The organism is Pseudomonas sp. PvP089 (assembly GCF_017875165.1).
Lineage (GTDB): Bacteria > Pseudomonadota > Gammaproteobacteria > Pseudomonadales > Pseudomonadaceae > Aquipseudomonas > Aquipseudomonas fortuita.
Window position 1 is genome coordinate 3880456 of the sequence record NZ_JAGGME010000001.1, and the last position, 13159, is coordinate 3893614.

Below are 13159 nucleotides of genomic sequence, written 5' to 3' on the forward strand. Positions count from 1 at the left end.
TGGACCGCATTGCGTGCAACTCATGCGCCGTACCTGTGGGAGCGGGCTTGCCCCGCGAACCCCGGCGCAGCCGGGGCCATATTGACCGGCCTTATGCAGGCAGTTGCTGCAAAGTGCACCTCATGTCGCATGACCCAGTGCCCGGCGTATCTTGACGAGCAGCTCGCTGATCTGGAACGGCTTGATCAGTAGGTCCATCCCGCTGCCCAGGAACGCCTGGCGGTCCAGAGCGGTTTCCGCGTAGCCCGTCATGAACAGTACCGGCAGACCTGGCCGGTAGATCCGCGCCATATCGGCCAGCTCGCGGCCGCTTATGCCTGGCAGGCCAACGTCGGTCAGCAACAACTGAATGCCGCTATCTCCACGCAGATGATCGAGTGCCTGCTCGATGGTTTGGGCCAGGATGCAACGATATCCTGCATCGGTCAGTACTTCTGCCACTGACAGGCGCACCGACGCCATGTCCTCGACCACCAGCACATATTCACCGGCACCTTGCTGGTCGACTTGCGGCCTGTGCGCCTCGCAAGCCTCCTGCTCGTCGCTGGCAGGCAACATCAGGGTGACTTCGGTGCCCACCCCCGGCGCGCTGTGGATCGACACGTGCCCGCCCGACTGGCGGGCAAAACCGTAGATGGTCGATAGCCCAAGACCGGTACCTTGTCCTACCGGCTTGGTAGTAAAAAATGGATCGAAGACCTTTTCCAGCAGCTCCGGCGCGATACCACAGCCATCATCGCGCACCGTCACCGCCACATAAGGGCCATCGCGCAGGTTGGGGTCGCCGAGTGAGAAGGTCGCCGCCGTATTCACCCAGATATGCCCGCCCTTGGCCAAGGCGTCGCGGGCGTTGATCACCAGGTTGAGTACCGCGCTCTCCAGCTGGATCGGGTCGACCAGCGCGGTGGTGGGCTCGCGTGACAGCTGCAGTTGCAGCACGATTCGCTCACCAATGGTGCGATTGATCAGTTCCTCCAGTGAACGAACCCGCTCGTTGATGTCCACTGGCCGCGTGTCCAGAGGTTGCTGCCGTGCGAAGGCGAGCAGACGGTGAGTCAGCGAGGCGGCGCTCATGGCAGAGGTCAAGGCCGCGTCGGCGTAGGCAGGGACCTTTTCGGTCCGGTTCTCTGCTACCCGTTTGCGGATCAGCTCCAGGCTGGTGATGATGCCGGTCAACAGGTTGTTGAAGTCATGGGCAATACCGCCTGTCAGGCTGCCCAGCGCATCCATCTTCTGCAGCTGCAACAGTTGCGCCTCGGTCTGCTCACGCTGGGCCGTCTCCCGCGCCAACTGGGTGTTGGCGTCCTCCAGTCGCGCCAGATGCGAGCGCTCGCGGTGGCGATGCTCGGTGACGACCTCGACAAACACCAGGCACAATCCCGGCTTCCGGTAGGGCGATAGCTGCCATTCGGTATCCCGGGGCATGCCGCCAACGTGCATGGCTAACGTGCCACGCCAGCGCTGCCCCGCAAGCAGGTGCTGACGCAAATCGGCGATGGCGGTCTGCTGGTCATCGGCGAAGCATTCCTGCAACGCATCGGGGTTGCGATTATCCTGGATCAACTGCTCGAAGGCATGGTTGCATTCATGCACCTTCAGCCCTGCATCAACCACGGCGATCGGGGCTGACACATTGGTGAAGATTTCCCGAAAACGGGCCTCGCTTTCCCGCAAGGCCCGTTCGGTGTCCCTCACCCGTAGCAGGGTGCCGAGGGTGGCCACCAGCACATCAGCGTCCACAGGGTGGACCAGATAAGCGTCCGCGCCTGCATCGAGCCCGGTAATGATGTCACCCGTCTGGATCGACGCTGCCGATACATGGATCACCGGCAGCAAGGCCGTTTCCGGCCTGGCACGCAGCAGCCGGACGATGTCGAAGCCGCTCATGTCCGGCAGGTTGACATCCAGGATCAGCGCATCGAACTGCCCGCTGCCGATCAACGCCAGCCCCTCGCCACCGGTGCCTGCCTCCGTCACCGTGTACCCATGCAGTGCCAGGCGGCGGCGCAGCGCATAGCGTGTGGCAACGTTGTCGTCGACGATCAGCAGGCGGATGTCAGCGTTCATCAGCGCTCTCCGGGGCCAGCGCCATCGGCAGGATGACAAAAAAACACGACCCGCTGCCAGGCGTGCTTTCCACCCCTACCTTGCCGCCCAGCAGCGCGGCAAAACGCTTGCACAGCGACAGCCCCAGCCCAGTGCCGCGCAAGCGCTTCTGCAGCGGCGAATCGACCTGGGCAAAGTCTTCGAACAAGCTGCCGAGCAGCTCAGGGGCGATACCGATACCTGTATCGCTCACGGCAAAACGGACCTGGTCAGTACCCAGAAGTTGCGCCGACACGCGTACTTCGCCGCGGGTGGTGAACTTCAAGGCGTTGGAGATGAAGTTGCGAAGGATCTGCGCCAGCTTCTTGTCATCCGTGTACATCTTCGGCAGGCCCTGGGGCTCTTCGAAGATCAAATCCACCGCGCCGGTGTCGACGATCGGGCGGAACATGCCGCGCAAGGCCGCGAACAGGTCGAGCATATCGAACCAGGCCGGCGATATGGTGATGCGGCCGGCCTCGATCTTGGCAAGGTCCAGCAGGTCGTCGACCATGTCGCCCAGCTCACGCGTTGCGGTATTGATAAACGCCACCTGCAACTGCTGCTCCTTGCTCAACGGCCCGTCCACCTCGTCGGCGAGCAGGCTGGTGATGCTCAGGATCGAACCCAGCGGCGTGCGGAACTCGTGGCTCATGTAGGACATAAAGCGGCTTTTCAGGTCCGACGCCTGGCGCAGCTGCTCAGCCTGGCTGTCCAGCTCGGCATACAGTGCCAGCACCCCTTGGTTGGTGTCCTCCAGTTCAGCGCACAACGCCTGGTTTTCGGCCTGCAAGCGGGCGATCAGGTCGGCCTGCTCGACGCTGTTGTTCGATGAGGGTTCAGCCATGCACAGTCTCCAGGTCGATGACCAACACCGTCACATCATCCCGCCCACGGCAGAAATCGCGATGCAATATGGCAGCGATGACCGCCGGGTGGCGGTGAACAAGCCCGGGGTAGGTTTGCAGATTCCAACGGGACTGCAGGCCGTCACTGAACATGATCAACAGATTTCCTTTCACGTGAGCGTAGTCGAACACCTGGCCCTTGCGGTATTGCCCGCCGACGATGCCCGGGTGTGAGGCAAGGCCGCGAGGCCGGTCTGTACCGACCAGGGTTGCGCCGATATTGCCAATACCGATAAACGACAGACGGTCACCCGCGCCGTCGTACTGGGCAATGGCAGCCGCACCGCCACGGGTTCCGGCCATGGCATGGTGCATTTCGCCAAGCACGTGCTCCGGCGCGCTGAATGGCGCCAAAGCAAAAGCCTGGATACCCGCCTTGGCCGCACGCTCGGCCTCTTCGCCATGGCCGAGGCCATCGATCATCACGGCGCTGAAACGCTGCTCGGCAAGCGTCACGTGCCAACTGTCTCCGCAGGCGGGGTCATCGTGCAGCGAATGCTGGGACACGCCGATGCGTATATCCCCGGCCGTATGCTCTTGCCGGTAAATACGCGCGAGTACCACAGCGCCTTTCGCGTCGGCGTGCACGTCAAACACTTGTGCCAGCCGGCTGACCGCCCCTAGCCCGATGCCCTGGGTACCGCCGGTGGAATAACCATCAGCCAGGCAACTGGCCAGGTCGAACCCCTGGGCACGGTCCACCGCCACCAGCTCCATACCCGGGTGGGCGCCATGCGCAAGCACGCGAAGGTGCAATTCGCCACGCTCGGCGTGCTTGAGCACATTGCTGGCAAGCTCGGTGGCAACAATAGCTGCCCGGCCAGCGTCGGCGGCAGAGAAACCCAGCTGCTCGGCCAGTTTCTGGACCACACGCCGGGCATGGCCGACCTGGCTGGCCTCATCAATGTGCAGCACCTGCGTCAAACTCGCTGCCAGGTTCAGGCCCATCGGGTGATCGTTACCCGGGTGCCTTGCCCGGGAGTGGTGTCCAGATCAAATTCGTCTACCAGCCGGCGAGCGCCGGTCAAGCCCAGGCCAAGCCCGCCACCCGACGTCCAGCCATCGGTGAGGGCCAGTTTGACATCGGCGATGCCCGGCCCCTCGTCACGAAACAACAGGCGCAGGCCTACGCGCCCGGCTTCTTCGATGACCGCCCAGTCCATATCCCCGCCCCCCCCCGTATACCACGGTGTTGCGTGCCAGCTCACTGACAGCCGTGACCAGTTTGGTCAGGTCGACCAGCCGCATGCCGCAGTCGGTGGCGAGCTTGCGGGTCAGTTGCCGGGCCAGTACCACGTCCTGCTCCACGCGCACCGGCTGGCTGCCACTCTGGCGGATGCTCATGAGTGGCCTACCCGCTGCCGCAACAGATGCATGCCGCGGTCGACATTCAATGCCGTGCTTACCCCGGGCAAGGTCAGGCCAAGCTCCACGAGGGTGATGGCCACCGCAGGTTGCATGCCGACCAGCACGGTCTCGGCATCCATTATCCGCGAAAGGCCAGAAATACTGGCGATCATGCGGCCAATGAACGAATCGACCATATCCAGCGCGGAAATATCGATCAGCACGCCGCGGGCCGAAGTATGGTCTAAACGCTCAGTAAGATCGTCCTGCAGGCGCAGCGCCAGTTGGTCGTGCATGTCGACCTGGATGGTTACCAGCAGGAATTCACCCATTTGCAGAATGGGAATACGCTCCATCGCCTCACACCTTCTCGCCAGTACTGGTACCCAGACGCGAAAGCGCCAGCTTCAAGGCGTCAGCAAGGTTGGACTTGGTAGTCAGCGTGCCCAGATCGAGGCCCAGGTGCACGATAGTCTGGGCGATCTGCGGACGAATACCGCTGATGATGCAATCGGCGCCCATCAGGCGGATAGCCGTTACCGTCTTGAGCAGGTGTTGCGCGACCAAGGTGTCGACTGTAGGCACCCCGGTAATGTCGATGATGACAATCTCGGAGCCGGTATCAACAATGCGTTGCAGCAGCTACTCCATCACTGTCTGGCTGCGTTGCGAATCCAGTGTGCCGATCAACGGCAGTGCCAGTACACCCTCCCAGAGTTTGACCACCGGGGTGGAAAGCTCGAGCAACTCTTCCTGCTGGCGCTTGATGACGCCTTCGCGGTTTTTCTGATAGGTGCGGATGGTGTGCAGGCCAAATGCATCGAACAGCTGGGAGATTTCCCACAGTTGTTCGGCCAACAGCGCAGGGTGCTCTGCGTAATGGGCTTGCAACAGTCTGAATAGCGGCCCCTTGAGGGCGAAAATGAAATAGGCCGTTTGGTGCGACTCCTGCCCCACCTGGGCACGGCTGGCAGAGAGTTTTTCGAGGAAACGTCGGGCCTCCTCCCAACCTTCTGCGCCAATGTGCGTACCCGCCTCTTTGCGCAGCCCGTCGATCACCAACTGCAGGAAGTCACGGGTTTCCTGGCGCAAGTCATGTTCACGAATGTTGCGCGTCGCGCCGTTGGCCTCCAGGGCGCTGAGCCACTCCGCCAACAACTGCCCCTGACCACCGACAATTGCTTCCAACGTGCTGTTCTGCAGTGCTGCCATATGCGCTTCGCTCCTGAAAAATGCCTGGCCGGCTGAACGACGTTCGTACCGGCGTTGAAAATGACATCTACCGGTGAAAATAGTTGTGCGGCCGGTCAATAATTTCATTGCGCCATCTTTTGTGACGCTAACTGTAGCCAATTTAGCAGGGGGCGTTGCTACCTCATGCAGCTTGCTCGCCATGGCTGGATGACCCGCCGAGCATCTAGCAGGAACTTTGCTCGCTGTTTGTGGGCCCTTATGGAAGGCCTATCAGTACGAGGAAACATATGATGAGTGCACAACTTAACGGCAAGCGCGTGGCCTTTCTGGTCACCGATGGCTTCGAGCAGGTAGAACTGACCGGCCCGCGTGAGGCGCTGCAAAACAGTGGCGCGGTGGTGGATATCCTGGGCGAAAAGGAAGGCACCGTACGGGGCTGGAACCATGACAAACCCGCCGACGAATTCAACGTGGATGCTACCTTCGACAGCGCGCAGCTTGACCTCTACGACGCCCTGGTGCTGCCCGGCGGCGTGCAGAACTCCGACACGATTCGCCTGATCCCCGGCGCGCAAAAGCTGGTAAAAAGCCATGATGCGGCGGGCAAGCCGCTGGCCGTCATCTGTCACGGCGCGTGGCTGTTGGTGTCGAGCGGGTTGGCCAAAGGCAAGCGAATGACCAGCTACAAGACCTTGCAGGACGATATTCGCAATGCCGGCGGCACGTGGGTGGACGAACAGGTGGTCGTGGATGGCAACCTGATCACCAGCCGCCAGCCGGATGATATTCCTGCCTTCAATGAACAATTGATCAAGGCGCTGGCAGGCTGAGTCTGATCATCGTCAGCCCGTCTCCTGGTCGCACCGGTTGCCGACCAGGAGGCGCTGGTCACGCCAGCTGGATGAAAACCGAATAGCTGCCCAGCAAGATCCAGAACCCGAGAAAAATCCAGGGCGTACGCAAGGAAAACAGCAACGACTTGCGGTGGCCCGCCTGAGAAGTTTCAGCCTCGCAGAACAGCGGCGATTCATCATAAGCCAACCCCATCATTGGCTCGCTGCGCAGTAAGTGGCTTTGCTTCAACTGCCAGTGCTCGATGATGCGGAACGCCGCGCGAATGCCTGGCCAGGCGTTCAGTGTACTGAGCACTCCGAGCAGTGCCAGAAAAGCCGGCACCATCAAGGTGAACATCTCGCCCCAGCCCTGGTTCAGGTTATTCATCGCCGAGACGTACGCGATGACCAGAAACGACTGCGCCGTGAGATAGGCATCAGTGCGGTTGGCCAGGATGCTGGTCTCGTACTGAATTTCGCGTCGATAGAAGTCCAGCCGCTCTTTCGGCGTACCGAACATCCTTGCATTTTGCTGATCGATCTCATGTTCAGGTGTGCTGGGCGTGATGATTCGAGGCACTGGGGTACTCCTTGAATGCGTGAGCCTTGCCCGTGACAGCGCAAGACCGGTCAGCGGTAGAGCTGTCCAGGCAACGAAAATTCATTGGCAATGCATGGGACAACCGCCCGTCGCACAAAGCCAGTATCCACTTCAACACCGGCAGCGCTGCCCCCTCGAACGGTAACGAACGTTTCCGACTGCTGGAGTGACCACCATGAGCGACTACCCTACCCCTCCCTTCCCATCCCAACCGCAAAGCGTCCCCGGTTCACAACGCAAGATGGAGCCGTATCCGGACTGTGGCGAGCAGACCTACACCGGCAACAACCGGCTCGAAGGCAAGATCGCCCTGATTACCGGAGCCGACAGCGGCATCGGGCGCGCGGTGGCAATCGCCTATGCGCGTGAGGGTGCTGACGTGGCCATTGCCTATCTGAATGAACACGAAGATGCGCAGGAAACGGCGCGCTGGGTCGAGGCCGCTGGCCGCCAATGCTTGCTGCTACCCGGCGACCTGGCACAGAAACAGCACTGCTACGACATTGTCGACAAGACCGTGGCACAGTTCGGGCGCATCGATATCCTGGTCAACAACGCCGCGTTCCAGATGGCCCACGAGAGCCTGGCCGACATTGACGACGATGAATGGGTGATGACGTTCGACACCAACATCACTGCCATTTTCCGCATTTGCCAGCGCGCTCTGCCCTCCATGCCCAAAGGCGGTTCGATCATCAACACCAGCTCGGTCAACTCCGACGACCCGTCACCCAGCCTGTTGGCCTATGCCGCCACCAAAGGGGCTATTGCCAATTTCACCGCTGGCCTCGCCCAGTTGCTGGGCAAGCAAGGGATTCGAGTGAACAGCGTGGCCCCCGGCCCTATCTGGACACCACTGATCCCGGCCACCATGCCTGATGAAGCGGTGAAGAACTTCGGTTCAGGTTACCCCATGGGGCGGCCGGGGCAACCGGTCGAGGTGGCGCCGATCTATGTATTGCTGGGCTCGGATGAGGCCAGCTACATCTCGGGTTCGCGCTACGGCGTTACAGGGGGCAAACCTATCCTTTGAACCGCACGACGGCCCCAGTTGCTCAAGAGCACAGGTGATAACGCATCGCGCCTGTGCTACCAGACATCAACATCGTTGAACCCTGCCCGCCACTGCCACTCAACACCAAGGAAGCCATTATCCATTCGCCCGCAACGAGGTGACACCATGAATGCTATCGATCTGCTGATTCAAGACCACAAACTGGTCAAGAAGCTGTTGGAAGAGCTCTCCTCGACCACTGAGCGTGCCGTAAAGAAGCGCGCCGATCTGCTCCACCGCATCGAGCAGGAATTGCAGGTTCACACGGCCCTTGAGGAAGACATCCTCTACCCCGCCATCAAGCAGGCCGGTGGCAAGGAGGAAGCCAAGATGTATTACGAAGCCAAGGAAGAACACCGGACTGTCGATGCCCTGGTGCTCCCTGATCTGCTCCATACGGACACCGGCACCCTTGAATTCGCCGGTCGGGTGAAGGTGATGAAGGAGCTGCTCGAACATCACATCGAGGAAGAGGAAGAGGCGCTTTTCCCCACGGCGAAAAAGCTTCTTGGGAAAGACCAACTGGACGAACTGGGGGCTGCCATGGAAGCCCAGAAAAAACTGCTCAAGGGTGAGCAGCGGGCTGCATGAGGAGAAGGCGCCTCGCCAGATCGGGCGCGACCGGAGAAAGGCACAGGGTGGCGCTGATGCCACGTCTTGCAGACCGCTCACTGCAGTGTGCACACCGTTGAAACTTTATCGACGCGTGCCAAGTCCAGACACCTATCAATCACGGAACGGGAGCAGGCAATGACCGGCACGGTAGGCGACTTTATGGTGGAGCGTTTGTATCAATGGGGCGTGCGGCGCATCTTCGGTTACCCCGGCGACGGCATCAACGGCGTGTTCGGCGCGCTGAGCCGGGCCAACGGCAAGATTGAATTCATCCAGGCCCGCCACGAGGAAATGGCCGCCTTCATGGCCAGCGCCCATGCCAAGTTCACCGGCGAGCTCGGTGTTTGCATGGCCACCTCCGGCCCGGGCGCTTCGCACCTGCTTACTGGCCTGTACGATGCGCGTATGGACCATCAGCCGGTGCTGGCCATCGTCGGCCAACAGGCCCGTGCGGCCCTGGGCGGGCATTACCAGCAGGAACTTGACCTGGTGTCCATGTTCAAGGACGTCGCTGGCGCGTTCGTGCAACAGGCTTCGACCCCGGAGCAGGTGCGCCACCTGCTCGACCGCGCGGTGCGTACGGCCGTCGGCGAACGCCGCGTCACCGCCGTGATCCTGCCCAACGACCTGCAGGACCTGCCCTACCACGAACCACCGAGGGCTCACGGTACCGTGCATTCCGGCATCGGCTACAGCAAGCCCCGGGTGTTGCCGTTCGATGAAGACCTGCAGCGCGCCGCCGATGTGCTCAATGCCGGGCGCAAGGTGGCAATCCTGGTGGGCGCTGGCGCCCTGCAGGCGACTGATGAGGTTATTGCGGTGGCCGAAACACTCGGCGCTGGCGTGGCCAAGGCACTGCTGGGCAAGGCTGTTCTACCAGACGACCTGCCGTGGGTTACCGGGTCGATCGGCCTGCTGGGCACCGAACCCAGTTATCAGCTGATGACCGAATGCGACACGTTGCTGATGATCGGCTCCGGCTTCCCCTATTCCGAGTTTTTACCCAAGGAAGGCCAGGCGCGCGGTGTGCAGATCGACCTGCAGCCCGACATGCTCAGCCTGCGCTACCCGATGGAGGTCAACCTGGTCGGCGATGCCAGTGAAACTTTGCGCGCACTGCTGCCACTGCTCGAACACAAGACCGAACGGCGCTGGCGGGACAAGGTCGAGACCTGGCGTGCGCAGTGGGACAAGACCGTGGCCAAACGTGCCCTGGTCAAGGCTGACCCGATCAACCCACAACGCGTGGTCCATGAACTGTCCCCGCGCCTGCCCGAGCACGCCATCATCACCAGCGATTCTGGCTCCTGCGCCAACTGGTTTGCCCGCGACCTGCAGATCCGCCAGGGCATGCAGTGCTCGCTGTCCGGTGGGCTGGCCTGCATGGGCGCGGCCGTGCCCTATGCGATCGCGGCAAAGTTCGCCCACCCGCAGCGCGCGGTGGTTGCCCTGGTAGGTGATGGGGCCATGCAGATGAACAACCTGGCTGAATTGATCACGGTGGCCAAGTACTGGCAGCAGTGGGACAACCCGCAGTGGATCTGCGCAGTGTTCAACAACGAAGACCTCAACCAGGTCACTTGGGAGCAACGGGTGATGGAGGGCGACCCCAAGTTCGAGGCTTCGCAATCCATCCCTGACGTTCCCTACCATTTATTCGCCATTTCCATTGGCCTGCAAGGGATCTACGTAGACCGCGAAGAGGACGTCGCCGAAGCGTGGGAGCGCGCACTGGCCGCTGATCGGCCGGTACTGATCGAGTTCAAGACCGACCCGAACGTGCCACCTCTGCCACCTCACATCAAGCTGGAGCAGGCAAAGAAGTTCGCCAGCACCTTGCTCAAGGGTGACCCGAACCAGGCCGGGGTCATTGTGCAGACGGCCAAGCAAGTGCTCAGCTCAGTGCTGCCCGGCAAAAAATGACGCCCGAACAGAGCCCGCGCAGCTGCGCGGGCCAGGCGTTTTCACACGTTCTTTGATCGGGCGCGACGTGCACCCAGCGCTATCCAGGCGGGTGCATGATCGCTGGCCTTGACCTCGTTGCGCACCCAGGCATCCACCCCCGCCTGCTTCAGGTAGGGGGCCAGTTCGGCGTTCAGCAACAGGTGGTCGATGCGTAACCCGGCATTGCGCGGCCAGTGGTTTCGGAAATAGTCCCAAAAGGTGTAGACACGCTCGTCCGGGTACAGATGGCGTATGGCATCGACCCAGCCCTGGTCCAGCAGTTGCTGGTAACACGCGCGCGACTCAGGCTGGAGCAAGGCGTCCTTCAGCCAGGAGCGGGGGTTGTAGATATCCATGTCGGTGGGCACGACATTGAAATCACCGGCCAGCAGCGTGGGGTGGCCGCTTTGATACAGGCTATGCGCATGCTTGATCAGGCATTCGAACCAGCGCAGCTTGTAATCGAACTTGGGCCCTGGCTGCGGGTTGCCGTTCGGCAAGTAGAGGCACGCTACCAGCACCCCGTGTACCGCCGCTTCCAGATAGCGGCTCTGGCTGTCATCCTCCATGCCTGGCACGCCGCGCCGAACCTCCAGCGGATCGCTGCCCCGCGCCAGGATGGCCACCCCGTTCCAGGAGGGTTGCCCTTGGTAAAGGCAGCCATAACCTGCCGCCTCCAACTGCGCACGAGGGAACTGCTGGTCGGTCGCCTTCAGCTCCTGCAGGCAGGCGATATCGGGCTGCTCGCGCTCCAGCCAGGCCAGCAGCGCAGGCAAGCGGCTGCGGATGCCATTGATATTGAAGGTGGCAATTTTCATCGCTTTCATGCGTCAGGGTCGCTGACATGGGCCTGCACGGCATCTTCCAGGGCGCGGATATGCGCCTCATCGGCCAGCGCCTTGAGCGCCAGCCAGTCATCCCAGTCGATGGTGCCATCGTCGCGCAGGGCCTCTGCGGTACGAACCAGTTCATGGTGGTAGGCATCCGGTGACTCGCGCCGGTAACTGATGTCATCGTACTGGGCGTACCAGGCTTTCAGTTCGGGAATGCTGCGCTCGATGCTCATGAAGGTGGCCTCGCTGTACCCTTTGCTTGTGAGAGCCCTGGCGTGGCGGGACGTTCAATTGCTGTAGCACGTGGCAGGGTTGGCTGCTGTGGGAGCGGCGTGCCCGCGAAGCAGGCTGCGCGCTGGATGGCACGGGCTTCGCCCGTGTTCGCGGGGCAAGCCCGCTCCCACAGTGATCGCGCCAGCTTTTAGAAGTTGAGCAAGACAGTTGCTCCCACCGTGATCGCGCAAGCTTTCAGGCGCTGTGCAAAACAGCTGCTACCACAGGGTGAAGCAGCGCTCGCAGGGGCTGTGGGGGCCGTGGCCCCCCGACAACGGCATCAACGCAGGTAGTCCTGCACCCACTTTACCCAACAATCGGCGCCGATTTTCACCAACGCATCATTGAAATCGTAGTGCGGGTTATGCACCGAGCACCCATGGAACTCGCCTGTACCATTCCCCAGCATGAAGTAACAGCCAGGTCGCGCCTGCAACATGTAGGCAAAGTCTTCGGTGCCCATGACCTTCTTCGGCATCTTGTCCAGTAACGAGCCGTCGGCGAACAATGGCCTCAGGCTTTCACGCAGCAACGCACTTTCGTGATCACTGTTGCACAACGCGGGCGCCAGTTGAGTGAATTGCACATCGATCTCCACGCCAAAGCTTTCGGCATGCCCCCTGGCCAGGGCGTCAATGCGGCTGTTGATCTTTTGCTGGGTCTCGGCCGTGTCGGTGCGCACGCTCAGCAGCATGCTGGCCTCGTCAGGAATGATGTTGTAGACGGTACCGGCCTGGATCATGCCGATGCTGATGACGGCATAGTCCTCGACGCTCAGGTTGCGCGACTTGATGGTCTGGATGCCACTGATCAGGCTGTTCAACGCCATTACCGGGTCCACCGACAGTTCCGGCATCGCCCCGTGGCCACCTTTGCCAGTGATACGAATGCTGACGCGCTCGGAGGACGCCATGGTTGGGCCGGTTTGCACCACGCAGGTGCCCACCGGCATGCCGGGCATGTTGTGCAGCGCGTACACCGAGTCACACGGGAAGCGCTCGAACAGGCCGTCGTCGATCATCGCCCTGGCCCCGGCCAGGCCCTCTTCGTCCGGCTGAAAGATCACGTTCAACGTGCCGTTGAAATTGCGTGTTGCCGCCAGCTGTGCTGCAGCTGCCAACAGGATCGCGGTGTGCCCGTCATGCCCACAGGCATGCATGCGGCCGGGGATTTTGCTGGCATGCGCAAAGGGGTTCTTCTCACTCATGGGCAGTGCGTCCATGTCAGCTCGCAGGCCAATGCTGCGGGGGCTTTCCCCTACCTGCAACACCCCGACAACCCCATGCCCGCCCACGTTGCGATGCACCTCATAACCCCAGGCCTGCAACTTGTCGGCCACCAGCGCCGCCGTGTCAGGCGTGTCGCCACCAAGCTCCGGCGCGGCGTGAATCTGCCGGCGGATCACGACGAACTCATCCAGCTCTGCTGCCGGGGCCTGAGGTTGATCATTCTGGAAGACCGTCATGTTCAAA

At 61.6% G+C, this 13159-nt stretch carries 12 protein-coding genes and 2 pseudogenes; 4 read left to right on the forward strand and 10 right to left on the reverse strand.

What is annotated here, in order from left to right; all coding sequences use genetic code 11:
• Positions 1–120: 120 nt before the first annotated feature.
• The 6 genes and pseudogenes from J3A71_RS17810 to J3A71_RS17835 all read right to left on the reverse strand — a co-directional run bounded on the left by J3A71_RS17810 (position 121) and on the right by J3A71_RS17835 (position 5552).
• Positions 121–2067 carry a response regulator gene (locus J3A71_RS17810; protein WP_209953075.1) on the reverse strand — a complete coding sequence of 649 codons (1947 nt, stop codon included), beginning with the start codon at positions 2065–2067 and terminating at the stop codon, positions 121–123.
• Complete coding sequence (locus J3A71_RS17815) at positions 2057–2932, reverse strand: ATP-binding protein (protein WP_209953077.1); 876 nt, start codon at positions 2930–2932, stop codon at positions 2057–2059. Before J3A71_RS17815 ends, J3A71_RS17810 begins: the two co-directional genes overlap by 11 nt.
• Complete coding sequence (locus J3A71_RS17820) at positions 2925–3941, reverse strand: ATP-binding protein (RefSeq protein WP_016486235.1); 1017 nt, start codon at positions 3939–3941, stop codon at positions 2925–2927. Before J3A71_RS17820 ends, J3A71_RS17815 begins: the two co-directional genes overlap by 8 nt.
• Positions 3932–4337: pseudogene (locus J3A71_RS17825) on the reverse strand (anti-sigma regulatory factor). Before J3A71_RS17825 ends, J3A71_RS17820 begins: the two are co-directional and overlap by 10 nt.
• A complete protein-coding gene (locus J3A71_RS17830; RefSeq protein WP_016486233.1) occupies positions 4334–4696 on the reverse strand; it encodes an STAS domain-containing protein in 363 nt (120 codons plus the stop codon). The pseudogene J3A71_RS17825 and the gene J3A71_RS17830 overlap by 4 nt, the downstream one beginning before the upstream one ends.
• A 4-nt stretch (positions 4697–4700) precedes the next feature.
• Positions 4701–5552, reverse strand: a pseudogene (locus J3A71_RS17835) (STAS domain-containing protein).
• A gap of 272 nt (positions 5553–5824) precedes the next feature.
• Here J3A71_RS17835 and J3A71_RS17840 point away from each other — a divergent pair.
• Complete coding sequence (locus J3A71_RS17840; RefSeq protein ID WP_024717794.1) at positions 5825–6364, forward strand: type 1 glutamine amidotransferase domain-containing protein; 540 nt, start codon at positions 5825–5827, stop codon at positions 6362–6364.
• Positions 6365–6422: 58 nt separating this feature from the next.
• Here J3A71_RS17840 and J3A71_RS17845 read toward each other — a convergent pair whose 3' ends face one another.
• Positions 6423–6947: a hypothetical protein gene (locus J3A71_RS17845; protein ID WP_016486230.1), complete on the reverse strand. Its 525-nt coding sequence runs from the start codon at positions 6945–6947 to the stop codon at positions 6423–6425.
• Positions 6948–7143: 196 nt separating this feature from the next.
• Here J3A71_RS17845 and J3A71_RS17850 point away from each other — a divergent pair, with 196 nt between their 5' ends.
• From J3A71_RS17850 to J3A71_RS17860, 3 genes are all read left to right on the forward strand, one after another.
• Positions 7144–8001, forward strand: a complete 858-nt coding sequence (locus J3A71_RS17850; RefSeq protein ID WP_016486229.1) for a glucose 1-dehydrogenase — start codon at positions 7144–7146, stop codon at positions 7999–8001.
• Positions 8002–8148: 147 nt separating this feature from the next.
• Entirely contained in the window at positions 8149–8613 is a 465-nt protein-coding gene (locus tag J3A71_RS17855; RefSeq protein ID WP_023047032.1) for a hemerythrin domain-containing protein, read from the forward strand.
• A gap of 159 nt (positions 8614–8772) precedes the next feature.
• Complete coding sequence (locus J3A71_RS17860; RefSeq protein ID WP_096425961.1) at positions 8773–10560, forward strand: thiamine pyrophosphate-requiring protein; 1788 nt, start codon at positions 8773–8775, stop codon at positions 10558–10560.
• 41 nt (positions 10561–10601) lie between these two features.
• Here J3A71_RS17860 and xth read toward each other — a convergent pair whose 3' ends face one another.
• The 3 genes from xth to J3A71_RS17875 all read right to left on the reverse strand — a co-directional run bounded on the left by xth (position 10602) and on the right by J3A71_RS17875 (position 13152).
• Positions 10602–11408, reverse strand: coding sequence for an exodeoxyribonuclease III (gene xth / locus J3A71_RS17865; RefSeq protein ID WP_096425960.1), 807 nt, complete (start codon positions 11406–11408; stop codon positions 10602–10604).
• The gene (locus J3A71_RS17870; protein ID WP_016486225.1) at positions 11405–11647 is read right to left on the reverse strand and encodes a hypothetical protein; all 243 of its coding nucleotides are present in this window, start codon (positions 11645–11647) and stop codon (positions 11405–11407) included. The genes xth and J3A71_RS17870 overlap by 4 nt, the downstream gene beginning before the upstream one ends.
• 320 nt (positions 11648–11967) lie before the next feature.
• Entirely contained in the window at positions 11968–13152 is a 1185-nt protein-coding gene (locus tag J3A71_RS17875; protein WP_060516790.1) for a M20 aminoacylase family protein, read from the reverse strand.
• Positions 13153–13159 lie beyond the last annotated feature (7 nt).

Bases quoted from the DNA above. Each gene is read 5' to 3' on its own strand.
- J3A71_RS17810 (WP_209953075.1), bottom strand. From the start codon at position 2,067: ATGAACGCTGACATCCGCCTGCTGATCGTCGACGACAACGTTGCCACA.
- J3A71_RS17815 (WP_209953077.1), bottom strand. From the start codon at position 2,932: ATGGCTGAACCCTCATCGAACAACAGCGTCGAGCAGGCCGACCTGATC.
- J3A71_RS17820 (WP_016486235.1), bottom strand. From the start codon at position 3,941: ATGGGCCTGAACCTGGCAGCGAGTTTGACGCAGGTGCTGCACATTGAT.
- J3A71_RS17830 (WP_016486233.1), bottom strand. From the start codon at position 4,696: ATGGAGCGTATTCCCATTCTGCAAATGGGTGAATTCCTGCTGGTAACC.
- J3A71_RS17840 (WP_024717794.1), top strand. From the start codon at position 5,825: ATGAGTGCACAACTTAACGGCAAGCGCGTGGCCTTTCTGGTCACCGAT.
- J3A71_RS17850 (WP_016486229.1), top strand. From the start codon at position 7,144: ATGAGCGACTACCCTACCCCTCCCTTCCCATCCCAACCGCAAAGCGTC.
- J3A71_RS17855 (WP_023047032.1), top strand. From the start codon at position 8,149: ATGAATGCTATCGATCTGCTGATTCAAGACCACAAACTGGTCAAGAAG.
- J3A71_RS17860 (WP_096425961.1), top strand. From the start codon at position 8,773: ATGACCGGCACGGTAGGCGACTTTATGGTGGAGCGTTTGTATCAATGG.
- xth (WP_096425960.1), bottom strand. From the start codon at position 11,408: ATGAAAGCGATGAAAATTGCCACCTTCAATATCAATGGCATCCGCAGC.
- J3A71_RS17870 (WP_016486225.1), bottom strand. From the start codon at position 11,647: ATGAGCATCGAGCGCAGCATTCCCGAACTGAAAGCCTGGTACGCCCAG.
- J3A71_RS17875 (WP_060516790.1), bottom strand. From the start codon at position 13,152: ATGACGGTCTTCCAGAATGATCAACCTCAGGCCCCGGCAGCAGAGCTG.